The sequence below is a fragment of the Alteromonas sp. R7 genome (assembly GCF_055755235.1).
Window position 1 is genome coordinate 153,733 of the sequence record NZ_JBVTQX010000006.1, and the last position, 26,633, is coordinate 180,365.

General features: G+C 46.1%; 28 protein-coding genes. 14 read left to right on the forward strand and 14 right to left on the reverse strand.

Going from position 1 to position 26,633, the window contains the following annotated elements:
* Window position 1 precedes the first annotated feature (1 nt).
* From gspJ to AC0J2X_RS11585, 6 genes are all read left to right on the forward strand, one after another.
* On the forward strand, window positions 2-628 hold the full coding sequence (gene gspJ, locus AC0J2X_RS11560) for a type II secretion system minor pseudopilin GspJ (RefSeq protein WP_014951312.1): 627 nt from the start codon (window positions 2-4) through the stop codon (window positions 626-628).
* Window positions 625-1,671 carry a type II secretion system minor pseudopilin GspK gene (gene gspK / locus AC0J2X_RS11565; protein ID WP_069945199.1) on the forward strand — a complete coding sequence of 349 codons (1,047 nt, stop codon included), beginning with the start codon at window positions 625-627 and terminating at the stop codon, window positions 1,669-1,671. Before gspJ ends, gspK begins: the two co-directional genes overlap by 4 nt.
* Window positions 1,671-2,870 carry a type II secretion system protein GspL gene (gspL, locus tag AC0J2X_RS11570; RefSeq protein WP_039228724.1) on the forward strand — a complete coding sequence of 400 codons (1,200 nt, stop codon included), beginning with the start codon at window positions 1,671-1,673 and terminating at the stop codon, window positions 2,868-2,870. Before gspK ends, gspL begins: the two co-directional genes overlap by 1 nt.
* Complete coding sequence (gene gspM / locus AC0J2X_RS11575; RefSeq protein ID WP_014977776.1) at window positions 2,867-3,346, forward strand: type II secretion system protein GspM; 480 nt, start codon at window positions 2,867-2,869, stop codon at window positions 3,344-3,346. The genes gspL and gspM overlap by 4 nt, the downstream gene beginning before the upstream one ends.
* On the forward strand, window positions 3,343-4,098 hold the full coding sequence (locus AC0J2X_RS11580; RefSeq protein ID WP_039228726.1) for a type II secretion system protein N: 756 nt from the start codon (window positions 3,343-3,345) through the stop codon (window positions 4,096-4,098). The genes gspM and AC0J2X_RS11580 overlap by 4 nt, the downstream gene beginning before the upstream one ends.
* A 100-nt stretch (window positions 4,099-4,198) precedes the next feature.
* Window positions 4,199-5,632 (forward strand): YdgA family protein, encoded by a 1,434-nt coding sequence (locus AC0J2X_RS11585; RefSeq protein ID WP_039228728.1) that lies wholly within the window; start codon window positions 4,199-4,201, stop codon window positions 5,630-5,632.
* Between the two features lie 58 nt (window positions 5,633-5,690).
* On the opposite strand, the gene AC0J2X_RS11590 is transcribed toward AC0J2X_RS11585, so the two are convergent.
* The 4 genes from AC0J2X_RS11590 to yrfG form a co-directional block, all read right to left on the reverse strand.
* Window positions 5,691-6,746, reverse strand: coding sequence for an MBL fold metallo-hydrolase (locus tag AC0J2X_RS11590; RefSeq protein WP_069945201.1), 1,056 nt, complete (start codon window positions 6,744-6,746; stop codon window positions 5,691-5,693).
* Between the two features lie 233 nt (window positions 6,747-6,979).
* Entirely contained in the window at window positions 6,980-8,368 is a 1,389-nt protein-coding gene (locus tag AC0J2X_RS11595) for an NAD-dependent succinate-semialdehyde dehydrogenase (protein ID WP_014951319.1), read from the reverse strand.
* Window positions 8,369-8,648: 280 nt separating this feature from the next.
* Window positions 8,649-9,194, reverse strand: coding sequence for an inosine/xanthosine triphosphatase (gene yjjX / locus AC0J2X_RS11600; protein WP_014951320.1), 546 nt, complete (start codon window positions 9,192-9,194; stop codon window positions 8,649-8,651).
* A gap of 13 nt (window positions 9,195-9,207) precedes the next feature.
* Complete coding sequence (gene yrfG / locus AC0J2X_RS11605; protein ID WP_069945202.1) at window positions 9,208-9,921, reverse strand: GMP/IMP nucleotidase; 714 nt, start codon at window positions 9,919-9,921, stop codon at window positions 9,208-9,210.
* A gap of 71 nt (window positions 9,922-9,992) precedes the next feature.
* Here yrfG and nudE point away from each other — a divergent pair, with 71 nt between their 5' ends.
* The 3 genes from nudE to AC0J2X_RS11620 all read left to right on the forward strand — a co-directional run bounded on the left by nudE (window position 9,993) and on the right by AC0J2X_RS11620 (window position 12,117).
* On the forward strand, window positions 9,993-10,556 hold the full coding sequence (gene nudE, locus AC0J2X_RS11610; RefSeq protein WP_014951322.1) for an ADP compounds hydrolase NudE: 564 nt from the start codon (window positions 9,993-9,995) through the stop codon (window positions 10,554-10,556).
* A gap of 3 nt (window positions 10,557-10,559) precedes the next feature.
* Window positions 10,560-11,405 carry a 3'(2'),5'-bisphosphate nucleotidase CysQ gene (gene cysQ / locus AC0J2X_RS11615; RefSeq protein ID WP_061486826.1) on the forward strand — a complete coding sequence of 282 codons (846 nt, stop codon included), beginning with the start codon at window positions 10,560-10,562 and terminating at the stop codon, window positions 11,403-11,405.
* Window positions 11,406-11,532: 127 nt separating this feature from the next.
* On the forward strand, window positions 11,533-12,117 hold the full coding sequence (locus AC0J2X_RS11620) for a YceI family protein (protein ID WP_039228733.1): 585 nt from the start codon (window positions 11,533-11,535) through the stop codon (window positions 12,115-12,117).
* Between the two features lie 113 nt (window positions 12,118-12,230).
* Here the strand turns inward: AC0J2X_RS11620 and mdoH are convergent, their stop codons facing one another.
* Together mdoH and AC0J2X_RS11630 are read right to left on the reverse strand one after the other, a co-directional pair.
* Complete coding sequence (mdoH, locus tag AC0J2X_RS11625) at window positions 12,231-14,222, reverse strand: glucans biosynthesis glucosyltransferase MdoH (protein ID WP_069945203.1); 1,992 nt, start codon at window positions 14,220-14,222, stop codon at window positions 12,231-12,233.
* Entirely contained in the window at window positions 14,203-15,828 is a 1,626-nt protein-coding gene (locus AC0J2X_RS11630) for an OpgD/OpgG family glucan biosynthesis protein (RefSeq protein ID WP_069945204.1), read from the reverse strand. Before AC0J2X_RS11630 ends, mdoH begins: the two co-directional genes overlap by 20 nt.
* A gap of 826 nt (window positions 15,829-16,654) precedes the next feature.
* Here AC0J2X_RS11630 and AC0J2X_RS11635 point away from each other — a divergent pair.
* Window positions 16,655-17,209: an outer membrane beta-barrel protein gene (locus tag AC0J2X_RS11635; RefSeq protein ID WP_014977785.1), complete on the forward strand. Its 555-nt coding sequence runs from the start codon at window positions 16,655-16,657 to the stop codon at window positions 17,207-17,209.
* Window positions 17,210-17,262: 53 nt separating this feature from the next.
* Here the strand turns inward: AC0J2X_RS11635 and AC0J2X_RS11640 are convergent, their stop codons facing one another.
* The 4 genes from AC0J2X_RS11640 to AC0J2X_RS11655 are packed head-to-tail and all read right to left on the reverse strand — an operon-like array spanning window position 17,263 to window position 21,045.
* A complete protein-coding gene (locus tag AC0J2X_RS11640) occupies window positions 17,263-17,499 on the reverse strand; it encodes a YheU family protein (protein WP_014951328.1) in 237 nt (78 codons plus the stop codon).
* Window positions 17,500-17,547: 48 nt separating this feature from the next.
* Complete coding sequence (locus AC0J2X_RS11645) at window positions 17,548-18,582, reverse strand: hydrolase (RefSeq protein WP_014951329.1); 1,035 nt, start codon at window positions 18,580-18,582, stop codon at window positions 17,548-17,550.
* Window positions 18,583-18,602: 20 nt separating this feature from the next.
* A complete protein-coding gene (locus tag AC0J2X_RS11650) occupies window positions 18,603-19,112 on the reverse strand; it encodes a TIGR02444 family protein (RefSeq protein ID WP_014977787.1) in 510 nt (169 codons plus the stop codon).
* The gene (locus AC0J2X_RS11655; RefSeq protein ID WP_014977788.1) at window positions 19,093-21,045 is read right to left on the reverse strand and encodes an ATP-binding cassette domain-containing protein; all 1,953 of its coding nucleotides are present in this window, start codon (window positions 21,043-21,045) and stop codon (window positions 19,093-19,095) included. The genes AC0J2X_RS11650 and AC0J2X_RS11655 overlap by 20 nt, the downstream gene beginning before the upstream one ends.
* Before the next feature lie 118 nt (window positions 21,046-21,163).
* On the opposite strand from AC0J2X_RS11655, the gene AC0J2X_RS11660 reads away from it, so the two are divergent.
* Entirely contained in the window at window positions 21,164-21,370 is a 207-nt protein-coding gene (locus tag AC0J2X_RS11660) for a YheV family putative zinc ribbon protein (protein ID WP_012520152.1), read from the forward strand.
* A gap of 178 nt (window positions 21,371-21,548) precedes the next feature.
* A complete protein-coding gene (locus tag AC0J2X_RS11665; protein WP_039235742.1) occupies window positions 21,549-22,661 on the forward strand; it encodes a DUF748 domain-containing protein in 1,113 nt (370 codons plus the stop codon).
* 22 nt (window positions 22,662-22,683) lie between these two features.
* Here AC0J2X_RS11665 and AC0J2X_RS11670 read toward each other — a convergent pair whose 3' ends face one another.
* From AC0J2X_RS11670 to AC0J2X_RS11680, 3 genes are all read right to left on the reverse strand, one after another.
* Window positions 22,684-22,842, reverse strand: a complete 159-nt coding sequence (locus AC0J2X_RS11670; RefSeq protein ID WP_012520154.1) for a hypothetical protein — start codon at window positions 22,840-22,842, stop codon at window positions 22,684-22,686.
* 283 nt (window positions 22,843-23,125) lie between these two features.
* On the reverse strand, window positions 23,126-23,374 hold the full coding sequence (locus tag AC0J2X_RS11675; protein WP_156079025.1) for a SlyX family protein: 249 nt from the start codon (window positions 23,372-23,374) through the stop codon (window positions 23,126-23,128).
* A gap of 9 nt (window positions 23,375-23,383) precedes the next feature.
* Entirely contained in the window at window positions 23,384-24,316 is a 933-nt protein-coding gene (locus tag AC0J2X_RS11680) for a WD40 repeat domain-containing protein (RefSeq protein ID WP_080986360.1), read from the reverse strand.
* Between the two features lie 197 nt (window positions 24,317-24,513).
* Between AC0J2X_RS11680 and fkpA the strand changes: the two genes are divergently transcribed.
* Window positions 24,514-25,299, forward strand: coding sequence for an FKBP-type peptidyl-prolyl cis-trans isomerase (gene fkpA / locus AC0J2X_RS11685; RefSeq protein WP_014951335.1), 786 nt, complete (start codon window positions 24,514-24,516; stop codon window positions 25,297-25,299).
* A 266-nt stretch (window positions 25,300-25,565) separates the two neighbouring features.
* Here the strand turns inward: fkpA and AC0J2X_RS11690 are convergent, their stop codons facing one another.
* Window positions 25,566-25,817: a hypothetical protein gene (locus AC0J2X_RS11690; RefSeq protein WP_472996056.1), complete on the reverse strand. Its 252-nt coding sequence runs from the start codon at window positions 25,815-25,817 to the stop codon at window positions 25,566-25,568.
* A gap of 192 nt (window positions 25,818-26,009) precedes the next feature.
* On the opposite strand from AC0J2X_RS11690, the gene greB reads away from it, so the two are divergent.
* Window positions 26,010-26,495, forward strand: coding sequence for a transcription elongation factor GreB (gene greB / locus AC0J2X_RS11695; protein ID WP_014951337.1), 486 nt, complete (start codon window positions 26,010-26,012; stop codon window positions 26,493-26,495).
* Window positions 26,496-26,633 lie beyond the last annotated feature (138 nt).

Below are 26,633 nucleotides of genomic sequence, written 5' to 3' on the forward strand. Positions count from 1 at the left end.
CATGCAGCGCGGATTTACGCTTATCGAAATACTGATTGCTATGGCCATATTCACCCTAATTGGGCTTGCATCCACAGGTCTACTTACCACAGTTATCGACAGCAATGATATTTCAGAAGAGCGTTTTGCAAAACTTCAATTATTGCAGCGTGCCATGATCACGATTGAGCGAGACCTTCAGCAAGCCGTGCCTCGCGCAGCAAGGGTTAACGGCGAAAAGCAAGACGTGGTCATGTCTGGCGGTGAAACCGACGACAGTGACGATGACGGCATTGGTTTTGTACGCGGAGGGTGGCACAACCCTCAGTTAATGTTGCCACGAAGTACCCTACAGTTTGTCGCCTATAGACTTAGAGAAAACAAACTGGAGCGCCTTTACAGCAACTATGTGGATAACGTCATAGGCTACGAGCCCAAAGTCCGTGTGCTGTTAGAGGATGTAGAAAGCTTAAAAATTGAATTTCTTGCCACCGCTAACAGTAGTTCGTTAGACGAAGACGAAGACCTGTCGTGGAGCGAAAGTTATAAGGGGGCTGCACTGCCGCGCGCGGTGGCCATTGAGTTTGTCAGTAAAGACTTCGGAAAAATACGCAGAGAATTTACCTTAACTACGGGTGAATCGTCATGACAATCAAGAGTACTCAGCGCAAGTCGATTGCTCCACCCGCTAAGCAGCAAGGCGTGGCATTAATGATTGTGCTCATGATAGTAGCCTTGGTTGCGGTATTAGCCACAGAAATGGGTACACGCTTGCAGCTTCAGGTGCAGCGTACGATGAACTTAAAAGACAACAATCAAGCCTACTGGTACGCCATGGGAGCCGAGGCTTTTGCGCGTAAGTCTATCCAGTCTTTGATAGAAGAAAGCCCGAATGTGATTTCTATAGATCAGCCTTGGGCACAAGAATTCAGCTATCCTTTAGAAAACGGTGGTTTAACCGCTAACTTAGACGATTTGCAAGCGTGTTTTAATTTAAACGCGATTACGTCGGGCAGTGCAGGGGGCACTGGCAATAACAGCGGTACCGGCAGCAGTGGGGCGAGTAATACCACAGAAGCCATGGACGCTTTTCACACTATGTTGCTATCGCTTAGCGTTGACGGACTAGACAACTACACCGCAGATACCTTACGGGACAGTCTAGCCGACTGGGTAGACGAAGATGACAGAATGCGCCCTTACGGTGCAGAAGACAGCGAATACGAGTCCAGAGAGTTTCCTTACTTAGCAGCTAACGGACCACTGGCATCAAAAAGTGAATTGCGTATTATTAACGGTGTATCACCACAATGGCTAGACGCATTACTGCCATTAGTTTGCGTGATCCCGGATTACAATGAGTTGAAAATTAACGTCAACACATTAGAAGAAGAAGATGCACCATTACTTGTAGGCCTAACGGGGTTAGACATTCAGCAGGCCGCAAGTTTGATTAGCAGTCGCCCGCAAAACGGCTGGGACGATACCAATGCATTTTTAAGCGAGCCCTCTATTCAAGCGCTTAATTTAACAAGCACTCGACAAGATTGGTTTTCGGTTAAAACTGAATATTTTATGTTGCATACAAAAACACAATACAACAAAGCAACCTTTAAGCTTTCCACCGTGTTTCACGTTAATGCCGATACCGGCGTTAGTATTGTGAATCGCGAGTTTGGGGGAACCTATTGATGGAACAACTCTTGGTGCGTTTAGGCGCCAACCATACAGACCCAATTAGCTGGCTCGTTTATTCGCGAACCGAAGATGAAATTATTGCATCGGGCGAGCTGCCTAATGCAGAAGCCTTATCTTCGCTGACCGAACGCGCGGGGCAACGAAGTGTTATTGCCTTAGCTCCTAGCAGCGAAATTTTACTCAAATGGGTTGAGCTGCCGCCTAAAGCTGGCCGCAAGATCATTTCTGCCATCCCGTTTATGCTAGAAGACGAGCTTGCCACTGACATTAGCCAGCAATTTTTTGCGATCGGCCCTAAGCGAGGCGATGAACAGGCCGTTGCAGTAGTTAGCCATGAAAAGATGGAGCTGTGGCAGTCCTGGCTTAGCGAAGCAGGGTTATTCTGCGACACCATTATTCCTGATGTACTCGCAGTGCCAGTCACCGAAAACGGTTGGTCAGTGCTTACGTTAGGTGAACAGCTTCTCGTTCGACAAGACACATTCAAAGGCGTGCAGGGCGAGGCAACATGGTTACTGCCAACTCTTGTCCATTTTACAGCACAACAAGAAAGCCCGATAACCATTACCAATTATGCGGGTATCGATTTAAGCAGTTTGCCAAATATTGAAGAAGCACAGGCCCCCTTAGAGTTGCCTATGCAAGTATTGGCAAAAGAGGCGATGCAAAGCGGCTTTAACCTATGCCAAGGCGATTACAAAGTAAAACGCAAACGCAGCGGTGTTCTGAATCAGTGGCGTGTTGCGGCAGTATTAGCAGTGTTAGCGCTATGCACCAGCCTTATCGACAAAGGGTTTTCTCTTTACCAGCTTAAAGCCCAAAATCAGGCGTTAAGCAGTGAGATTAGTACCGCTGTTAAAGCGGGTTTCCCCAATATTGGTACCTATCGCAACGTGCGATTGAAGCTACAAAGCGAGCTTGCCAAGTTAGAACAAGGCGGTGGCAGTGCCTCTATGCTAATAATGCTAGACCAGCTCGCTCCGGCTTTTTCAGCCACTGATGTAAAACCGCAAACACTGCGCTTCGATGCCACCCGCACTGAGATTCGCATTCAGGCGCAAGGTAAAAACTTTGAAGCGCTAGAGCAGTTTAAACGTACAGCAGAAAACGCAGGCTTTGTGGTTGAACAAGGGGCCATAAATAATCGTGACAATGGCGTTGTAGGTACAGTATCAGTAAGGAGTACCTCATGAATGCACTCTTAGAAAAGTACAAAGCGCTGACCGAGCGCGAACAAAAGTTAGTACTGGTTTCAGCTGTGCTATTAATAATTGCGCTATTTTATTTTGCGGTATGGTCGCCGCTTAATGCTGCTTTAGATAAACAGAAACAGCTTCTCGACAATCAGCAATCCTTGTTGGTTTGGGTAAAAGACAGTGCAGCAAGAGCACAGCAATTGCGCCGCAGCAGCGGGGGTAAACGAACATTCTCTGGCTCGTTACCGCAAGCGGTAAACCGCACTACTGCTCAGCACGACATTGCTATATCTCGTATGCAGCCACAAGGCGACGAGCTTCAGGTGTGGGTTGATCAGGCGCCGTTTAACAGTGTTTTAGAATGGCTCAAAGCCATGGAAAATATGGGCGTGATTATTCTTCAAGCGGATATTGCCGAGGCCGATGCGCCAGGCTATATCAAAATTCGCCGATTACAATTAGGTAAAGCATGAAGTCGAAAGTTAGTTGGATTATAGGCGGCATTATTGCCTTCTTATTGTTTGCCATTGCTTACATGCCTGCTGTTCACGTTATTGGCCGTATTGCGTTACCTAGCAATGTTGCCGTTAGTGGTGTTAGCGGCACCTTGTTTTCCGGCAAGGCACAAACTGTAGTGGTTAATGGCCTGCCTATCAACAATGTAAAATGGGAGCTTAGTCCCTTACATATGTTGATAGGTAAAATTAAATTAAACCTTAAAGCAGGTAATATTCGCGATAAAAACGACATTGCATTTGAAGGGCCTATTACCACGGGGCTTTTCAGCCAAAACAGTGTAAATACCGAAAACTTCACGCTGTATTTACCGGTAGACCGCGTGCTTGCACAAGTTCGCCTTCCGCTGCCAGTAAATGCTGGAGGGCGCTTTAAAGTGTCGCTTAGTGACTTAACGTTTGGGCCTGCGTGTCAATCGCTAAACGGTACCGGAGATTGGCTAAACGCGACAGTTGCCGGCACACAGGGTCCTATTGATTTTGGCACTTATTCCGCAAAGCTGCGTTGTGAAGGCGATGACATTGGAATACTAGTAAGCGAGCCTAACTTACTAAGCTTGTCGATGGATGCGGTTATCCCTACTACGATGAAAAATATTCGAGTAAGTGGTAAATTTAAGCCTGACGACAGCTTACCGCAAGAAGTCCATCAGGCCGCACGCTTGTTTGGTGCGCCGGATAGTAGCGGCTATATCGCTATTAAGCTGTGATGCATTAGCACAAACTATGCGTAGAATTTCTAGGCCACCAAGGTACTTCACGTTTGTGGCCAGAGGAACTGGGAACACTTTTTAACAAAGGATTGTAATCATGAACAAACCTCTTCTAGCTGGCGCGGGCGTAACTTTGGTTGCACTTGGCGTTGCCCCTTATTTTATTGGCACTAGCGTTCACGAAAATGTTAGCGCCGCCGTAAACGAAATTAACCAACAAGCCGTTTATTCTGCCGAGGTACTTTCGTATGACAAAGGCTGGTTTTCGACAACAGCAGAAATCAAGCTTGCTGTCGATTTTCAAGCGCTAATTAGTGCACAGAATGTTGACTCCACTGATATACCAATGGAAGAAAACCCTAGCATTACCGCTACGCTAGTAGCTCATCACGGACCGGTGTACTTTGGCGATGGCTTAGGATTAGGCCGCGTTCACTATACGGTCTCTATTGATGGAGATGAGTTAAGAGAATACGTTCAGTGGGATGGCCAACAGCCAATTTATCGCAACGAAGGCGTGGTTGGTTTGTTTGGTGGACTAAGCTACGCAGATGTTATTCCAGCGCTTAGCGCGACGGCCGAAGAAGAGGGGTTCACGCTACTTTTCTCTGGTTATGCGGGTGAAGCTGAGCCTGATGGTGACAAAACTTTGTATACGTCGTCGGGTGAATCGCTAAGCATAAGCGCAGATGAATTTTCCTTAGAGATGAAAAATCTGTCTATGGATATGAGCTATGATGGCGATATGGTAGCGGCGTTCAAAGGTGACTTATTTGAATCTACTGGCAAGGCGCGTATTGAAAGCATAGAAATTTCCAACATTGAGCCAGGTGCGACAGTTAAGATTGAGAACCTAGCTTTTGCTACTGACGTCAAGATTGACGAAGACAATAACACCGCCAATGTCTACGTAGAATACGCTGTCGACAAAGCTGTGGGCCCTGAGCTTGATGCTACAGACATGGTATTAGGCGTTGCCATCAATAACTTAGATATCGACTTCATTAAGGCCTATCAAGAATTTAGCAACAATTCATTATTAGTGCCTTCTGAAGAAGTGCCAGCCAAAATGATGGAGTTTATTGAAGCTAACTTGCTAACACAGCTTAAAGCTGAGCCTGAGATTAATATAACGAAGCTGAAAGCAACGTTGCCTGAAGGGTCGTTTAACGCTTACGCAAACACGAAATTAGTGGGTATAGATGCACTTCCCGGTACGTTGGAAGACGCCGCTTATTGGGTCACGCATTTGCTGGCTGATGCACAAATCACCGCCGATAAAGCGCTTGCACAGAGTATGGCATCTGGCTATATGATGGGCCAACTAATGGCGACGCCACAAGCACAAAATATGACGGCTGAAGAGCTTCAAGCAGCTGTAGAACAACAGACACCTATGATGCTAAGTACCTTCGCTCAACAAGGCTTAATAAAAGAAACCGAGAAAGGTTACGAGACAAAGCTAACACTTAAAGATGGCGAAGCCAGTGTAAACGGTACGCCTATTCCGCTGCCTTTTGCCCCTCAATAATAGTTAGAGAACCTCTATAAAAGCGTAAACCGTGTATCGCAGACGGTTTACGCTTATTTTACTCCTGTTCAGACAGGGTAATGTTCATTAAATCTTCAGCGGCATATACTCGACCTTCAGCTACAACAGTAATCGCCTCAGTAAGTGCATCAAGACCCGGTTCGCTACGTTTCATAATATGAGACAACACTATTTGCTTAGCGTTTGACTGCGCGGCAATGTCGATAATCTGAGTCGGCGTCATATGCAAGTTCTTAGCAACCTGACCCGCGTCATCACCAATGGCGTTGTGCAGCACCAAAAGGTCCGCGTTTTTAGCAAAACGAGCAAGGTTTCCTTGTTTATTATTGGTATCGCCTGAAAATACCGCCTCGCAGCCATTGGCCTTGACCTTCCACGCTAATGCTGGGATAGGCCCGTGGTTCACCGTCATTGCCTCAACACTGACGCTATCGTTTACATTGCGTTTAAACGGTTGTTCAAAGGTTGTGACCCCGATGCTTTTTGTGGATATCGTATAGTCATCTTGGCCTTCTATGGTGTAAGAAGATAGATACTTAAACGCGCCGTTTTTCCCTATTAACGACGACACATAGGCGTTTGTGGACGGCATAATGTCGTTGCCCTCTGGCCCCATTATTATTAAATCTTTCTCGCGATCGGTGAAATACCCACCTTTCACATAGCTTGGCAAATCGGCGGAGTGATCGGTGTGTAAGTGGGAAAGCAAGATAACTTCTAACGATTCAAACGTCGCCCCCGCAGCGCCAAACTGAACGCTGCTTCCGCTTCCAGCATCTACCAACACGCGGGCGCTGCCATTTACCCAAACCACATAGGCACTAGATGTTCTGCCGTCATCCAATTCAGGTCCACCCGACCCTAATATTTGCACTGAAACGTTATGGCAACCCATAGGACTGGTGCTTAGGCCGGCATCGTCTGATGTAGTTGATGGTTGAAACAACGGCTGCGCTAAAGCCGAGAACGATAGAATAGCAGTGGTTGTCATAGCGCAAAAAAACGCACTTTGTTTTCTACCGCGCTGTTTGTCCTGCCTTGTAAGCCCAATGCCTGATCTTGCATTACTTAACCGTTCATTTATAACCGTCATAACGATCGCCTTATGTTATTCCCTACTCATTAATACACAGATATTTGATTAAAAGACCGTTTGCCCGGACGAAACTATTCAGCCTGGTTGACTGTGCACTGTTTTTTCGCCTGACTGTTTTCGATTACATGGGCTTTACTTTGCGACTACCTTAATGAATAGGGAGTACGGCAAAACAAAAAAGGCGAACCCTGAAGTTCGCCTTTCTTCTCATTGCTTCTTACCGAAGTGCACTACTCGGCCGATTTCTCAGCGACCATGATAGTTTTGATATTGACGAATTCCCGCATACCATAACCTCCGTGCTCACGACCGTAACCGCTGTCTTTCACACCACCAAAAGGTAAGTTTGGTTGCGCCAAAGAGTACCCATTGATATTAACCATACCGGTATCAAATTCATCTTTCGCCAATGCTATTGCTTTGTCGGTATCTGTACTGAAGATACCGCCGCCCAAGCCATAACGTGAATCATTTGCTACTTCCATGGCTTGCTTATCGTCGCGCACGCGAATGAGCGAAGCAACTGGTCCAAATAGCTCATCATCATAAGCGGGCATACCTGGCGATACATCTTCCAGCACCGTAATTGGGTAGAAATAACCATCAGAGTCTGGAATTTCTCCACCCAGTGATAGCGTAGCGCCGTTTTCTAGCGACTTTTTCACTTGCTCATGAAGTTCATCGCGCAAGTCTTCTCTCGCCATTGGGCCCAAATCCGTGTTTTCGTTTGTGGGGTCGCCAACTTTTAGCTTTTTACACTGCGCCACAAATTTGTCTCGGAATTCTTCATAGACGCTATCCACAATAACAAAGCGTTTAGCCGCCACACAGGTTTCACCGTTATTAATAACGCGTCCTTGGATACACATTTCTACAGCATGGTCGATGTCAGCATCCTCTAACACCAAAAAGGCGTCGTTACTTCCAAGCTCCATTACGGTTTTCTTAGACAAGCTTGCAGCTTCCTTAGCCACTTCTTTACCTACTTCGTCACTCCCGGTAAAAGTAACGCCGCGAACGTATTTGTGCTTGATTAAGTCACTTGCCGTGCTGCCATCAATTAGCAGCGACTGGTAAACATTTTTAGGAAAGCCAGCATCTTCGTACATTTGCTGAATGGCTTGCGCCATACCAAACACGTTTTTAGCATGTTTCAGTACCGTGGTGTTACCCGCCATTATGTTTGAGGCGCTGTAACGAATAACTTGGTACAACGGAAAATTCCACGGTTGGATGCCAAGAATAACGCCAATGGGCTGGTACGTAATGATTGCTCGACCACCTTCGAAAATGCGGTGTTCGTCTTCCAAAATTGAAGCGCCGTGTTCGGCCGTATAGCGGCATATTTCAGCGCATAGCTGCACTTCTTGCTTTCCTTGCGCGGTAACCTTACCCATTTCCCGTGTCATCAGGCTGGCGAGATCGTCAATTCGCTCTTCCATCAGGTTTGCAAGGTTATTAAATAAATCTGCGCGGGTCTCAAATGACGTACGGCGCCAGTTCAAATAGGCTTCTTGTGAACGGGTAACTGCTTGCTCGGCGTCCTCGGCTGACATCAAATGATAATGATCGATCTTTTCACCTGTAGCAGGGTTGTAGGTATTGATTGTCTCACTCATTGTCACTCTCCTTATTCCGTTTGGTCTGAAGGAAGTGCAACTAAAAAGCCAAGGTGTCAAAAAATATTTTTTAACCTATTTTCAATAATATAGAAGTAACTTGAAGTCTAAGTAATGGATAGTGTCAGAAAGGATCCAGAAAAGATTACCTATCGCAGTAAAGATTTCAGGGCGACCGTTGCGATCGCCTTATCATTTTTCCTAAGTAAGGATACCCTTGCGGCACTCTGTTTGATTAACGGTGTAATGCGCCTTGTTGTACAGCACAAGAGGTTCAACACTAGTCCGTGTATAAGTCAGGGAAATGGAACTTTGCCATAGCAAGCGTTAACGCCACTTCATAAACACTTTGTCGCGAGGCGTGATTAAGAGTAAGCAAACCAATAGCCCCCCCTTTTTGCTTTATGTTTACTGTATCAAAGAGCTTGTCCATAACTGGCCCAAGTTCTTCTCCACGCTGTAGTGCCTGATAGACACTCACAGGAAGAGGCAAGCTTGCACTTCGCGTTACCGACCAGTGACCTTCATGGTATATCGCCACATAGGCAAAGGTAGCAGGACCATCTTCAAATACATCCACACCACCTTCAATTGCCACATACCACGCATCTGTGAGACCACCTTGATGATGAGCAAGCATGGCCTTCACGCGATTAATGGCGCCCAAGCGCGTTTCATCTTCATTCATTGGCTGGTCAGGCACGCCGCTTGGTACAGCCATACCCTGAGCGTCGAAATCGTGCTCTAGTGTGTCAGAGAGTGTATTGAGCGCAGCATTAATTTTTACCGGATTCAGCGACCCTACGTAAATTGTGTCAGAAACCATGTGCTTTCGTCCTTTAAAAACGTCCTTTCGAAACAGTCCCAACAGGGTTCTGCTTAATATCTTCTAGCATTAAACGGTAATCGCGCACCGCTGGAAACTCACTAATATTGCGATTTGGCAAGGTACTATCAGGGTTATCGACAGCAAGTAAATGTTTAATACCGTATGTCTTTGCCGCATTTAGAATTGGCAGTGAGTCATCGACAAATAAAGTGCGATGGGCATCGAACTTTACCCGTGCCTGTAATCTTTCCCATAGCAGCTGAGACTCTTTGGTTACGCCGAACTCATGGGTAGAGATGAGGTTGTCGATATGTGCGTCGAGCTGGGTATGCTCTATCTTTAGCGCCAAACTGTTTGGGTGCGCATTGGTCACTAATACCACCTTCCTGCCTGAGTCATGAAGCGCATCAAGGAACGGAATGGTATCGTCACGAAGGGCGAGCAAATGTGCCAGCTCACGCTTCAGAGGCATAAACTCATTTTCTAAGTCCATTTCAAGAGATTCAGCCCAGTAATCTAAGCAATACCATTGAATTTGCCCGAATACTGACTCATATCGCGCAGTCATTTCACGTTGACTCTGCGCCTCTGAAATTCCTCTTATTTGTGCTAATCGTTTAGGCAAATGATGTAGCCAGAACTGGTTGTCGTAATGAAGGTCCAGCAAAGTGCCGTCCATGTCTAACAGTACAGTTTCTATTTCATTCCAGGGCAGAAAGGGCAAGCGATTTTCCTTATAATGAAGTAAGCTAAGAAATTGTATACAAGTATGATAACAAAGTTGTAGCGATAGACATGCCAAAAATTGATCCGAACAAACCGTTACCACAAATTCATTCTCGTGAAATCGTTGCGCAAAGCAAACTCTTTAGGGTAGAACGCTTAGACCTTGAGTTTTCGAACGGCGCCACCCGTGAATTCGAGCGGATGGCTGGCGGAAACAGGGGCGCGGTAATGATAGTGCCTATGCTTGATGAAAACACCATGGTGTTAATTCGCGAATATGCAGCCGGCACACATTCGTATCAACTAGGCTTCCCAAAAGGTTTAATAGACCCTGGCGAAACTGCCATTGAAGCTGCTAATCGCGAACTACAAGAAGAGGCAGGCTTCGCGGCCAATGATCTTGTGGAGCTTCATAAGGTCAGCATGGCGCCCACTTTCTTTAACGCCAATATGACCATTGTTTTGGCTCGAGACTTGTATCCAAAGCAACTTGAAGGCGACGAACCTGAGCCTCTTGAGGTGATTCACTGGCCTTTAGATGAAGCAGATGCTTTACTTGCACGAGAAGACTTTGTAGAAGCACGCTGTATAGCCGCGCTGTTTTTAGCTCAAAAGTGGTTTAAGGAACAATAAACAATGCCCGATGACGCCCATGCCGACCTACTAGAACTTGCGAAAGAAATTGCCATCGAAGCCGGTGAAGCCGTATTAGAAGTATACGATAAAGGGGAGTTTGACGCTTATCAAAAAGACGATGAGTCTCCCGTTACCAGCGCAGATTATTTGGCAAATGATATCATCAACAAGCGCTTACAAGCCGCAACGCCTGATATCCCAATCCTCTCAGAGGAAAACAAACACGCAAGTTTAGAAGAGCGAAAGCATTGGCCTCGATACTGGTTAATCGATCCCATCGACGGAACCCAAGAATTCATTGCTAGAAGCGGTGATTTCGCAGTAAACATTGCGCTAATAGAGAATAATGAGCCGACAATAGGCGTTATCTTTTGGCCGCCAGGGCAGTCGTTATATTACGCCCAGAAAGGCAAAGGCGCGTTTAAGTCATCACCTGATGGCGAGCACCCAATAAGCGTACGTAAGCTAGACGACCCTAAAAATAGTGTGGTGATGATTGCAATAAGCCGTCGTCAGTCGAGAGAAAAAGTGCTCAGCAGAATGTGCGCTAAGCGCGTATACCAAACGCTTCCATTGGGAAGCTGTTCCCTGAAAGCCTGCTTTATTGCCGAAGGAAAAGCTGATGTGTTTATGCGCATCGGTATTACCGGCGAATGGGACACTGGCGCATCGCAATGCATTGTCTCTGAAGCGGGTGGGAGTATTGCCGCCGCTAACTTCGAACCTCTTACCTACAATCAGCGTCATTCGCTAGAGAACCCAGATTTTGTGGTAATGGGCGATCAAAGGGTGCCATGGCAAGATGTAGTCCAGTATGATGACTTCGTAAACCCACATCAGCACTAGCGCGTAATAATTTACTTAGCGCAGCGTGTTAACCTACGTATAATAGCGTAGTAATGTTGCTGGGCCACATTACTCTGGTAGTGGTTAAATCAAGCCAGATGGAACCAAAAAGTAAAAGGAGTAACCTATGATGACTACACGTATTCGCACGTTGTCTGCAGCATTGCTCGCATGTGGGCTAGCATTTCCCGCCGCAGCCGATTGGTCAATAGACGGCGAAACAAGTGCACTACACTTCTTATCGACGAAGAATGCACAAGTCACCGAAGTACATAAGTTTGATAGCTTTGATGGTACGCTGTCTGACGGTGGCAAACTTAACGTGGCGGTTGACTTATCGTCAGTGAATACAGCCATTGATATTCGCAACAAGCGAATGCAAGAGATGCTGTTCAACGTGACCAAGTTTGCACAAGCTACATTTGAGGCCAACTTGCCTGAGTCAATGATGAACCTGAAATCGGGCCAAGTTGTTAACGGGAAGGTAGACGGTATTTTGATGTTGCACGGAAAAGCCGTTCCTACGTCATTTTCTGTTAAAGCAAGTAAAGTAGACGACGATACGCTTACCGTATCAACCACGTCACCAACGTTAATTAAAGCAGAGTCTTTTGGACTTGCTGAAGGCGTAGCTGCACTTCAAAAAATTGCAGGGCTTAAGAGCATAACAACAACAGTACCCGTAACGTTTTCAGTTACGTTTACTCAATAAAACATTGTTATTGCCGCCGTCTATCGATAAAAAGCTAGGTGGCACGTGACTAAACGCAATAAAAAACCGCACACATGTGCGGTTTTTTTGTTTTGATATCTACTTTGAGTCCATTATGCGCTGTTAGGAAGCCTGTGGCGCATAGGCAATGGCTTTTGACTTAGTACTTGCTCTGGCATGCTCTGCCACACGTTATCAGGAAGCGCAGGTACTTCTGCCTTGTGCTGTGATATAGCGAAATACCCCATTGCAACGCGTAAACGCTTAAGTGCTTTACACTCACTCACTTCCTGGTCAATGACAAACACGCCCCACTTACGCATGGCTATGCCTAGTTTATCGCTGCTTGTTAAGCGGATAACCGGCGCCGCTAACACCATGCCTACCAATACAGGTAACAACCACATAAATAGCGACGGGGTAAAATAGAAGGTCGTTACGCCCCACGCTACCGCTAAACAGCTCATAATTTGCGTGTGTTTAATTGCAACTTTCCATGGCACTTTGCGTCCTTCGCGCTCTTGCGCTTCCCATTTAACAGAGTGGCCAACAAAAACGCTAATCACAAAATAACTGTGATAGAACATCATTAGCGGCGCAATAAGCACGGCCATAGTTAATTCAATTGCTGCCCCTTTAAGCAAAGACCACGCGCCACCAAATTCGCCGCGACGTTTTATTAAAGCTAAGGTAATACCGAGAAGTTTAGGCAAGAATAGTAACGCCGCCGTACCCCACATGGTTACCATCATCATGTCTTGGCGCGCTACCTGCCAACTAGGGAAAAGCTGGTATTCAGACACGAAGAACTCTGGCACTGACGTGGCGCGAATTAACGCATCTGCTGTACCTAGCGACAACATGCAAAATAGTATGAGTGAAGAGATGTACGCAAACGCACCAAATAAGAAGTGCAGGCGGTTTGCCATTTTAAGACCTTTAACGTTCAATAACCCTAAATGCTGTATGTTGCCCTGCACCCAGCGACGGTCGCGAATTGCGTAGTCAACAATGTTACTTGGCACTTCTTCATAGCTGCCCGTGGTGTCGGTAAGCAAGTAGGCCTGCCAGCCAGCACGGCGCAGTAGAGCAGCCTCAACAAAGTCATGACTTAAAATTTCACCGCCAAAAGGCGCGCGCCCTTCAAGGGTAGGTAGCCCGCAGTGCTGCATAAATGGTGCAATACGAATAATGGCATTGTGCCCCCAATAGTTTGCACTGTCTGTTTGCCAATACGATAGACCTGTCGCCAACATTGGGCTGTAAAGGTGAGCAGCAAACTGCACAAAACGACCAAAGAAGGTGTTTTGACGTACCGGCATTGGAATGGTCTGTACTAACGCCGTATCAGGGTTTTGCTCAATACGACGCGCCAAGTCTTGCATGCGCTCTCCAGTCATTACGCTGTCGGCATCTAATACAATCATTGACTCGTAATTTGCACCCCAGCGTTCACAAAACTCTTTAAGGTTGCCCACTTTTCTGTGCAGGTTTTGTTCGCGACGACGATAAAACACTTGACTAGAGAAGGCACCTAAACGCTTTTTCAAACGGGTAAAGGCACGTAGCTCTGCATCCGCTTTTTCCATATCACGGGTGTCGCTAAGCATGAAAAAGTCGAATTTAGAACTGTTGTCACTTTCCATTAATTCGCGAATACAAGCTTCAAACCCCACCATAATACGGCGGGTGTCTTCGTTATAAACCGGCATAACCACGGCGTGCTTTTGCGTTAATGGCGCAGTAGCATCAGGCTGAGGTTGATTTCTGCGCAAGCTTAGCGGGTCAATGTTAAAAAGCTGCAAAAAGAAACCGATAATGCCTGTCCAAAACGCCATACACAACCAGGCGAACAGGGTTAGCCCCAACCCCAACTGTGCAATCTCTAGGTTGGTAAGGCCGTTAGGTAAAAAGATCTCGTATAAACTCCAACCGGCCAGTGCCGTGCTTGGAATAACTAGCATTGCCATGATAAACAAACGCATATGCTCTCCTTTTAAGATGAAATGTGAAGCACGTGCAGTGCCATCACTTTTAACCTGAGGCACGGCTTTAGCCTCGTCCGATACCGCTGCGCAAGCGCGATTATTTTGGTTGGTAGACATAATTCCAAGCCTCACTCACACGTTTACCGTCTTTCTCAATGTAAGCGCGCATATCTACCGTCTGCTTCTCTTTCGGCTTAACAAAAAAGGTGGCTCGCCACTCTTGTCCGTCAGCTACGGGGTAAAGTCGCTGCTGAGAAATCGTGCCGTTAGTACCCTGTACCACCAGCTTCATCGACTCGTCATCAAAAGCAACGGCAGAAGGCGCGCTAAAGTCCACGCTGAACTGTCGTGTCGTATTTAGACTGTCGTTTTTAAACTCGTCACCCGGCAACACAGCCTTGCCTTGGCGGGTACGTACTACTGAGGCCAGTTCACTGACAAACGGATTTTGTTCTACGGTTTTAAGCTCGTAAGCGAAATACAGTGATTCGCCCGAATTGAATGGCTTTTCAGGCGTCCAAAAAGCCACAATATTGTCGTGTATTTCGGATTTAGTCGGAATTTCGACGACTTCTAATCGGCCTTTCTCAAAACCAGCTTCTGGCGTCACCCATAGCCCTGGGCGTATATGGTAATTGGCCTCTGCGTCGAGGTAATTATCCCATTCGCCGTCGCGTTGAAGCATGCCGAATCCTTTAGGGTTTGCGTCGCTAAGTGACGTGACTTGAAGGCGTGCAGGATTCGTCAGCGGGCGCCAAATTTCTTCACCAGCGTGAGTTACCATGAGTACACCGTCACTATCATGCACCTCTGGACGATAGTCGTCATGGCGCTTTTCTGTGTTCTCGCCATACAAGAACATACTGGTAAACGGTGCAATGCCTAGCTTGCTCACGTCATCTCTGGCAAATAACCAACTCTCTACCTTAACGCTGGTATCAATATCAGGCTGTATAACAAATTTGTACGCGCCCGCTACAGAAGGGCTTTCAAGACGCGCATAAACAGTAATCGGCTTACCCTCACTCGGTTCTATGACCCAGAACTCAGTGAAGTGAGGGAACTCTTCGCCTTTGGCTAGCGCCGTATCAATCGCAAGACCTCGTGCAGAGATACCGTACACTTGATTTTTACCTACAAGACGGAAGTACGATGCCCCCAAAAATACAGCAAATTCGTCTTTGTACTCTTCGTTCTTGATAGGGTAGTGAACGCGAAATCCAGCAAACCCTGACTTTTCGTCCGTTAGCCCAGCTAACCCCGACGCAGACCCGTCGTAGTTGAACATGTCACTGTTGAACGCTAGGCGTTCAGGCTTATTGCTTTCACCAATAGTGTGGATAGTGACAGGGTATTCATATAAAAAACCCGGGTGAAAAAACTGCAGTTCGTAGTCATTCTCGCCATGCCAAAGACTCTGCTCGGGCTTGAAGCGAATTGAACGATACGTGGTGTAGTCAATTTCTTTAAGCTTGCTGTTTAACCCGTGATCGTCCTGCTCGTAGCTCTCTGTCGCTGACTGGCGTGCAGCATCAATAATTGACTGAAGAACCGGCGATGCTTTTTGAGGCTGATTATCGTTGTTAACCTCAACTGCACCGGCTTGATGAAACGCAAATAATGCGATGACACTGCTCATCGCTAAAAGAAGGTGTGACAGCTTATTGCGCTGACGCACATTCGTTTGTAAATCTTTACCGAAAATCGAAACTGGCTTAGCCATTTGTCCTCTCCTTATGAAAACAATGGTTATCCAGATGACCATCAACAACTCGTTACACGCCTTACTTACTGAAAAGCGTCTTTTACAAAAACGGTATTGATTGAAGCCACGCGAGAAAGGCGCTCTCTTCCTTTCTTTATCCACTAATATCGTGAAAAACCGAATTCCTTGCCGAAGGGCTAAAGTGAATGTTGGATAACACACAGAGACTTGAGCAAAAGCTGTTCCAACACGAAATAGTCGCCGTTATTTTTTATATTTTTCATAATTTACAATGGCTTACAAACACACACATTGTGGATTATTGGAAAACACTGGCTTGTAAAAATGTCCGATGAGTTAGACAAAAGGATAACTGTTGTTTTTTAGAGACAGTTTTATGTGCCAACGTTTTACTAGGAATACATCAAACTTTGATTTTGAACATTTCAAATGTGTAGCCTCTAAAAAGCCAGACGTATTTTATCTATAAATATTAGCTACATAGATAAATTAAGACATATCAAAATAGTGATTTAGTACGAAGTTGGCAAACGCTTTGCTATTCATCATGTTGATAAATAAATCGGACACTATTTCTTAACGGAAATAACAAAGATGGCATGAAGGCAAGTACGGCTTTGTGTTCATCAACCAAGTAGCCTTTTGCATTGTGTCGTAAAGCACTGACTTGCAACACGTTTTGCAAACTGTCTAGAGCCATTGTGTAAAGACTAGAACCATTATGAAAAGGTTAGAGCTTTATAGAGTACCCAGAACGTGTTTAAACAACGAAAACGTTTGCGGTGAACAAGGTGGGTTACTGAACATACTAAGGAGTTATCACATGCGTAAATCATTCACACTTATTGCAGCAGCACTAACTGCGGCAACACTTCCTCTTACAGCTATGGCCGACAAGCCTGACTGGCGTTACGTAGAAGGTGGTTACACCAAAATGGACTTTGACGACAATGAGTCTTTTGAACCAGACGGTTTAACCGTTAACGGTAAATACCTATTAAACAGCAACTGGTACCTAAACGGCGAGTATAGCTTCTTTGAAGAGGGCAACTTTGACTTTGATATGCTGACACTAGGTGCGGGTTACCGTTTACCGGTTAACGCGACAACAGACGCGTATTTTGGTGCCAACTTAGAGCGTATCGACGGTGACGTAAACGACGAAACAGGTTACAGCATTAATGCTGGCCTTCGCTCGATGATCACAGAGCAGGTAGAGCTGGCGGGTGAAGTTGGCTACTACGATGTAGACGATGGTGAAGCGACATTTAGAGTAGGCGCCAACTATTACATCACGCCACAATGGGCTGTGGGTGCAAACTACAGAATCATTGATGATTTAGACATTATGCAGGTAACTGCACGTTACGCGTTTTAAGCCTTCCTCTCCTCAGGTAGGTAGCCGGGTTGCTCGACCCGGCTTTTTTGTGTCTATTGTTCTTCAGCTTCGCTTGGCTCAATATCTTCTTTTCTTTTGATATCTACACTTTCATGAAGCTCTGAATAGACCAGCACCGCCTCACCCGACTTGAGTCTGTTTAACACTTGCTGCACTTTCACATCTAGCGCAACTTCTTCAGCGCCGTAGTCCGTGCCCTCTCGCAGAACAAAAGACTCAGCCAAGCTATAAAGCGTATCGGCTTCTAGCGCATCAATGGGGATTATCATTCACACTCCTGATAAAAAGCGTTTGGGTAAATTATTAGAACATCAACATTAGCGGCTGACATAACGACACGTAGTATTTACAGGTAAGGCTTCACTTACAAAACGTTTCACCCGTTCGTGCAGCCATACTTTAGGATTTAATATAGAACCTTGCATGAACCCAACGTGACCGCCTCGTTCACTTAGCTCCACGGTAACGTTGCGCGCAAGCTCTTCTTCCTTAGGCACAATTAAGTGATTCATAAAGGGGTCATCAATGCTATGTAATACCAGTGTAGGACAGTGGATCGCGCTTAAAAAGTGATACGCACTACACTTTTCATAGTAGTCTTGAGCGTCTGCAAAGCCGTGAAGCGGCGCTGTGATCTTCTCGTCGAATTGGGTAAAGCTGGTGATCTCTTCCACATCAGTTTTTGTTAGCTGTATAAGCTTGCGATAATCGATGTACTCCATTTTCTTACGCAGCGTATCCTTCATGCTAGTAAGTAAATACTTTTGATATACACGAGAAAAACCCTGGTTAATTGATTTAGCGCATTCAGAAAGTTTAAGAGGTGAAGAAATGGCAATCGCTGCCTTAAGCCACTTTTGCGCAGGGTTTTCGCCCAACAGTTTCAATAGCATATTGCCGCCAAGGGAAAAGCCGATGGCCACTTTAGGAATTCGTGGAAATTTATCGTGAAGCCACTCTAAGAAAAAGCTGGGGTCTTCTGTTTCTCCACTGTGATACGCCCGCGCTTTTAAATTTGGCACGCCGCTACAGCCGCGATAGTGCATCATCACCACCTGCCAACCATTCACAGACAGTTGCGCCATCATATCGTTCGCGTAATGCGACTTAATGCTGCCTTCTAAACCATGAAACATCACCACGATACCCGATGTTTCCTGCGGTTTTGGCCCCCACGCCACATCGACGAAGTCGTCATCGGGTAATGTGAGACGCTCCATGTCGTAAGACAAAGGCAACCGCTTTTGAATAAAACGCGGCCATATGGTTTGCACATGACGGTTCTTCGCCCACCCTGGCACCTTAAAGCTGCTTTTTATTATCTTTCCATGCGATAGCGCTGATTTACTCATTTTGTTTTCTTATTGTGTTTTTACGATAGTTGATTAACCACTAGGCTCACTAGTTGGCGCGCCTCGTTGTTGTCTCGCAGTCCGTATGCATTTATAAACGCTGCGATAGACGCGTTAAATACGTTAGACGATACAGATTGCCCTTGACCCAGATGCGTGACTGGCTGCTCATTGAACGACGCAACAATATCGTGCTGCTGCTGTCTTTCAAGCTCTAGCTCTTGTGCTTTGAGTGCGTCATATTCTGCTTGGTCTCCGCCTTTTTCGGGGCTCGCAGCCTTTCGCCTTGCACGGTGATACTGTAACTTTTCTTCGGTCGCACTTGATGCCGCAATCACTGCCTTAAGCTGTGGCAAATTAATGATGACATTATTCTCTAAACACCAGCAAATCAGCAAGAGAACGTTTACATTAACCTTGTGGTTGTCTTGTAGTAAAAGCGCAAGAGGAGCCATATCACCTTTGGTATAGCGAGAAACGCTATACTCCCAAAACGCGCGGTTTTCGATATTAGGCGTTGGCATTGTCATACTCTTCTCGTTTTAGCTCAATTTGCTCTTGGGCATCTAGCCATGCCATCTCTTCTTCTTCAAGCTGTTGCTTAAGCTGAGTTTGCTTGTCGAGTAGGCCCATAAGCTGCGCCTTTTTGTCTTCGCTGTAAAGCGAAGTATCGGCAAGTGACGCTTCCACCTCAGCCAAAGCAGCACCACATTTTTCCATGGCTTTTTCGTGTTTTTCAATGGCTTTTTTAAGTGGCGCAACCCTTTGCCTAAACTCGGCTTCACGGCGTTTTTCTTCTTTACGATCTAATTTGCGTTCCGGCTTACTCTGCGCGCCAGTCTCTTGTTGCTCTTCGTTTTTGGCGTCGCTATTGGCCTTGGCTTTTTCCGCTGCCTGCTGTTTTAAAATCCAGTCGCGATAGTCGTCCAAGTCGCCTTTAAATGGTTCAACTTCGCCACTGTCTACCAAATAGAAATCTTCACATACCGAGGAGAGTAAGAAGCGGTCGTGCGAGACCAGTACCATGGCTCCCTCAAAACCTTGAAGCGCGATATTTAGCGCATGGCGCATTTCCAAATCTAAGTGGTTGGTAGGCTCATCCAGCAGCAATAAGTTAGGCTTCTGATAAACAATTAACGCCAATACTAAGCGCGCCTTTTCACCGCCCGACATAGGTGCCACGGGCGCTAACGCTTCATCGCCATTAAATCCAAATCCGCCCAGATAGTCGCGAAGTTGCTGCTCGGTGGCTTTTTCGTCAATGCGCTGCAAATGAAGAAGCGGAGTAGCGTTAGCATCTAATGTTTCTAACTGATGCTGAGCAAAGTAACCAATCTTAAGGCCTTTAGCCGTATTAAATATACCTTGCTTTGGCGCATGCACACCCGCCAATAGTTTGATTAGCGTAGACTTACCCTGTCCGTTTCTACCTAGAAGACCTATTCTGCTGCCAGGTACTAAATTGAGTTTCACCTGTTGCAGCACAATATGGTCGTCGTAACCCAGCTGTATCTTTTCCATTTGCACAAGTGGGTTTGGCAGTGCCGACGGCGGCGCAAAAGAAAAGCTAAATGGGCTTGCCATATGGGCTGGCAACAAGGTTTCCATTTTCTCCAACTGCTTAATACGACTTTGCGCTTGCTTAGCTTTACTCGCTTTAGCTTTAAACCGGGTAATAAACGAATTGAGGTGCGCTACTTTTTGCTGCTGCTTTTCATATTCAATGTTTTGCAAGCGAATACGTTCAGCGCGCTGGGTTTCGTAAGACGAGTAGTTACCGGTGTAGGTGATAAGCTTCTGTTGTTCAACACTGATAATTTGCGCAACCGTGTTGTCGATAAAGGCTTTATCGTGAGAAATCAGCAACAGCGTTCCCGCATAGCGTTGAAGCCATTTCTCTAGCCAAATAACGGCGTCTAAGTCTAAGTGGTTAGTAGGTTCATCAAGCAGCAGTAAGTCTGAAGGGCAAAGCAGCGCTTGAGCTAGGTTTAGGCGCATTCGCCAACCACCTGAAAAATCGCTAACTGGTGCGCTTAATTGCACATTGGTAAACCCAAGACCCGACAGAATGGTCGCTGCGCGAGCTTCCACGTCGTATGCTCCCGCTTGCTCGAGCTGCCCGTGAATTTGGCCAATCTTTACACCGTCGCCGCTTTTTTCAGCGGCATCTAATTGCGCCTGTAGATTACGTAAATGTTTGTCACCGTCCACCACATAGTCTATCGCAGTCCGGTCAGTTGCTGGCGTTTCCTGTGCCACGCTCACAATTCGCCAGTCATTCGGCACGCTGCAGTCGCCAGCATCGACACTTAACTCACTTCTCAGCAGTGCAAAAAGCGTGGACTTTCCGCAGCCGTTGCTGCCAATCAGCGCTACTTTGTGGCCTGGAAAAACCTGCGCCGACGCCTCTTCTAGCAACATTTTGCGACCGCGAAGTAGCGATACATTTGAAAGCTTTATCATGAGTAACCTGTGATGGAACAAACTAGGGCGCGTATAATATCAAAAACTTAAGGTAAAAGCTGATCAACACTTACCATTTCAAGGTATAATAATCGCGAAATTCTCCAAAGGTGTATGTATGTCAAAACGTGTAAAACGCCGCTTTGTTGCAGGGGCTACGTGCCCCAAATGCCAAGAGCTAGATACGATTTCGTTATATTTTGAAAATAACGTAGAAAAGTTGGAGTGCGTTGCGTGTGGATACAATGAAGCGCAAACTGATGAAAAGGTGAGTGCCGCCACACGCTCAAACGAAAATGTGATTGGCATCTTTAAACCGCACTAACATTCCTACCCACGTCTCAGTAAATCTTACCTTAAAGCCTGTGTAACACCTTACAACGCTGTGCTCAGGCTTTTTGCAAACGTCTCTTCATGCCACGCCAACACTGGGTATCCTCGTTACCTAACGAAAGAGGTTGCTCAGGCATAATTTTTGTATTTCCTTTGCAAAGGAGTGAAATATGAAACATGCTAAAAAACGTGTCTGCTATGTCCTTATAGCCTTGTTGCTTACGCTTATTGCCATAAGACTTTACTTGCCTTACGCCGCAGCGTCATACATCAACACGACGCTGAGTCAGTCAAAAGAATATAACGGCCGCGTGGGCGATGTAGATTTAATGCTATGGCGCGGCGCATACAGTTTAGAACATGTTTTGCTTTATAAGGCGAACGGGCAAGTAGATAGACCGCTATTTAAAGCTGACTATGTGGAGTTTACGCTTTCATGGTCACAGCTTTTCAAAGGTGCAGCGGTGGGAAAAGTCATTGTTAATTCCCCCGAGATTAATTTTGTAGACGGCAACACGGAGGAGAGAAGCCAGTCTGGTAAGGATGAAAACTGGTTATCTATCGCCGACCAACTCTTCCCGTTACGCATCGACAAGCTAACTATTAACCAAGGAAAAGTCGCTTTCCACAACCCCGATACTTCTCCGGCTATCGACATTGCGCTTCATGATATTCAGCTTGAAGTGAATAACTTGGTGAATAGCGATAACTTGTCAGACTCACGTGTAGCAACGGCCAAAGCGCAAGGACAAACGGCACAGCAGGGCACGATATCCTTAAACGCTAAACTCAACCCCGCAACAACAGCCCCCACATTTGACGTTGATATTCAAGCTGACAACGTTGGACTAGTGAACTTTAAGAACCTGCTTGATACCTACGCACCGTTTGATCTGGAAGCCGGCACCCTCACACTTGCGGCTGAAGTGGCGTCTAATGAAGGGAAAGTAAAAGGCTATATCAAACCCATTTTGCATAATGTGGAGGTATTTTCTTGGAAGGGTGACATTGAACGTGACGGCGATGGTTTTATTGAAGGCAGTATCGAAGCCATTTCCGCGTTTGTCACCGAACTGTTTGAAAACCAAAGCGAAGACCAAATTGCCACACGCATTCCTGTTGAAGGCGATTTATCAAGCCCTGACACCCAAACATGGGAGGCATTTACCGCGATTTTAAAAAATGCATTTATCGAAGCTTTTAACGGCGATGTGGAGAAAAGTATAGAGTTGGATAGACTCGAGCTGGATAAGTTGAAAGCGCCGGAAGGCTCTGAAAATTAAGAGCCCTCGCCGCTGGGCGCGCTTAAATAGTACAGCTATCGCCACAGTCGTTGGCGCCGTCGCGCATACCTTCAATCTCTTGACTCTCTTGCTTGTCTTTTTCAGCCTGTTTCTCTGCTACTGACTGCTCAACAGAGTCAAAATCGATGCTATCAAACGCATCCATATCAAAATCGCTCATAACTCACTCTCTTAAATAGTAAAAAAGGCTTCTTTTTGCTGAAGCCTTTGCATCGGGGCGCAAGTGTAATTCAAATGTATATCCTGGCTAAATGAAGACTTCGCCTAACTCATAACAAGATGAACTAGCGTGATGTTTTTTCAACACTACTGCGCATCAACGAAGCGCCTTTGATGTCTTCACAGGCCTCACCCCACGATGAGCGCCCCACAATAAGTGTCATCGCCAATGGACGTGCTCCAAATAAATACCGCGCTGCAATTACTAGTGCGCTTCAATTGTTCTAGTAATGCGGAGGCGGGGTTTCTTCTGACTGCTTAGCAATATTAGACGGCTCGATAGACTTAACGCGGTCAACGACATGGCGTACTTTAAAGGCTAAATCGTCAAGCTGCTTTTGTTGCGAAGACAGCGCATCGTTTAGCGCCTCAATGGTGTGCTCCTGAAACGCAACTTTAGTTTGAAGCTCTTCGATATAGCTATTCGCGCTATCTATTTGCTGTTGTAAATGCTCAGCGCTTTTCTCTGTCATGTAAATTCTCTATCTCTCTCGTTGCCATTCTTCGGCAAGGCCACTACTGCTTATGGACAATATATTATCATTGGGGAGGAAGGCGACGCCATACACAACTGCGGTTGGTGGTGAAACTGACTCTCGTGAAGCAACCTGAATGGATTGCACTTGCTCGCCAGTTTCCAAATCCCACAGGTATACTTTTCTGGCGGGAGAGCCTGTTAGTAAAAACTGACCATCTTTGGAAAACTCAACGTCTGTGAAGATTTTCTGACGCGCTGCATATTTGAGGGATGCCACAGGCTGCCCGGTTTGCACATTCCACACTTGCGACTTGCTCTGGCTGTCCGCAGTAAAAGCAAAGCGGCCTTCATCATCAAGCGCTACTTTTGTTACTCGCGTGGGGTGGGTGAATGTATGAATTATTTGCCCAGTGTCAGTGCTCCATAAATACGCTATGTAATCGTTGCCCCCCGTCAATGCGAACTTACCGTTAGGGGAAATATCAATGGAGTTAACCTTTTCTTGATGCCCTAAAAACTCTAGTCGACGCGAAGTACGAGGTTCAAAGTACATAACTTTGCCATTTGAGCGCGCCACCAATATGCCGTTACCATTATTGGTAACCACCACATCTCTAATTGATGACTCGTCAATGCGCCAAAAACCTTCAGGCTCGCCGGTCTCCAGACTCCATAAGGCAAACGCCTCGCGGTCAGCGGTCACAACATAGCTTTTGTCGGCGCTAATGTGCACTGACATGACCAGGTTGTCACCTTCACCTTGGTGGCTCCAGTGATAAAGGGGATCACTTTGTCCAATTCGCCATACGTTTACCCCATTATTCACGCCAGAAACCACCGCTAACGTGCCGTCGGTAGAAATATCTGCGGCATAGGCGCCTTCTTCTACATGACGCCACTGCTGTATTGGCGTAGTATCAGGGACAGAGCATCCCATGGAATTACCTATAAGTACGATGAGTAACGCTATTCTATGGAACATTTGAGGCCTAAACATAATCAAATGGGTTTCGCTTTGTAAACGCTAGGTTTAACATAGCATGGATCACGCATCTTTAACTATCGTGCACACTGCCTTGGATGCAGCAGTATAGACATAGACGCATGATGATAAAAATTTATGGAGACGTTTTTATGCAGAAGTCGCTCGTTGCCTTATCTACTATCGCTGCGCTAGGCCTTTTCGCTTGCCAGCCAAATACATCTGATGAGGCCGCTTCTACAAGCGCTGATAGTGCAAAAACAACTTCTGTTTCAGCAGAAGAAATGACAGATACGCAAAAGCAAGCTTACGCCATGGGCGCAAGCATGGGTTTGTTCGTTAGCAACCGTGCCGAACAACAAGAGCAACTGGGTTTAACATTAGACCAAGATGCGCTACAACAAGGCTTTAAAGACGGTCTAAACGACACCCTTAAGTTTACGCCAGAGCAGATTCAGCAAATCGCTCAACAAGGCGAAGAAGTACTTCGCGCTAAGCAGCAAGAAATGGCGGAACAAGCCGCTGAAAAAAATATTGAAGCAGGCCTAGCTTACCTAGAAGAAAACGGTAAGAAAGAAGGTGTGGTAACTACCGAGTCTGGTCTTCAGTACGAAGTACTTGAAGAAGGCGAGGGTGCAAGCCCAGAAGCGACAGACATGGTTAAAGTTCACTACCGTGGCACCTTGCTAGATGGCACAGAGTTCGACTCATCTTACAAGCGTGGCGAGCCAGCAGAATTTCCACTTAATCGCGTTATTTCTGGTTGGACTGAAGGCGTTCAATTGATGAAAGAAGGCGCAAAGTATCGCTTCCATATCCCATCTGAACTTGCTTATGGTGCGCGTTCTACTGGCGCAATCACGCCAAACTCGACGCTTATCTTTGACGTTGAGTTGCTAGAAGTGGTTAAGCCTGAAGCAGAAGCGCCAACGGAATAAGTTAGTGCTTTAAGAAAAAGAGAAAGCCGACGCATAGCGTCGGCTTTTTTGTTTTAGTGAGTCAGCGTGATCCTTGCTTACCTTTTCCCTACGAGCCAGTGGGTTTTCACCACGCGCGTACCCAAATAGTAAAGTGGGTTATTCAATATGCTTGGTGCCTCGAATTACACTAATAAGCTTAGTCTAAATCGACCAAATTTCACGGTCTATTCCAAGCCTTTTTGGAACAATTTCGCCTTAAAACTTGGTGCTTAAAACAAAAGGTTTTAACGCTGAGGGGCGCGCCGTCTTTCTGTGTGTACCTTAAACGTAGCAAAATGATTTAACAGAGACTGACCCACCTTATACATAGCACAACCTAAAATAAGATATATCACGGTTTGCATACTATTTAAGCGAACAACGATATCAAGCAAGGCATACAACAATAACAGCGCGCCACTTAAAAACAGCATAAAACCGATGATAGTACCGCTGGTTTGGAACGAATCGTTCCCCGACCTTCGACGGTTCAACATTGGTATCCTGTTACGCATTCATTTCCCCTAATGGTTTGACTATTATTTATACTACGACACTAAACGAAAGGTTTATGTTCAATAATTATTCAATCTGGCTCTTTTGTCACTTTTTGACGTACAGAAAGATTGCGTTTTGCCTTATTACCCACATAAAGTAGGGGTAATTAGCTGGATTATTTATAGGACATTGTGAAAACACCGCTTATCACTCGAAAGGGCTACTTAAAGCTTAAACAAGAACTGGATTTCTTGTGGCGTGAAGAACGACCTGAAATTACTCGCAAGGTAACCTGGGCAGCGAGCCTTGGTGACAGAAGCGAGAATGCCGACTACCAGTACAATAAGAAGAAGTTACGGGAAATTGATCGCCGCGTACGCTATCTTCGCAAGTGCTTGGAAAACCTAAAGGTTGTGGACTACGATTCACAGCAAGAGGGTAAGGTCTTCTTTGGTGCCTGGGTTGAAATTGAAAACGAAGCGGGCAAGGTGATGGAACTTAGGCTCGTGGGCTACGACGAAATTTTCGGCCGAAAGGATTACATTTCTATCGACTCTCCGATGGCGCGAGCACTGCTTGGCAAAGAAGAAGACGATGAGTTTGTTGTAAAAACCGAAACGGGCACGAAAGAGTGGTGGATAAACCGTATTTGGTACGACGCAACAGACAAACTGTGAGCACTAATATGCCCTATTTAATCACCCATTTGTAACACAATGATCAGACGACTTCCCCTACACCGCGGTGATATACTCACCGCTCCTATTTTCACTACCGACGCTGTGTATATAAGCCTTTCACACACCGTTTATTCG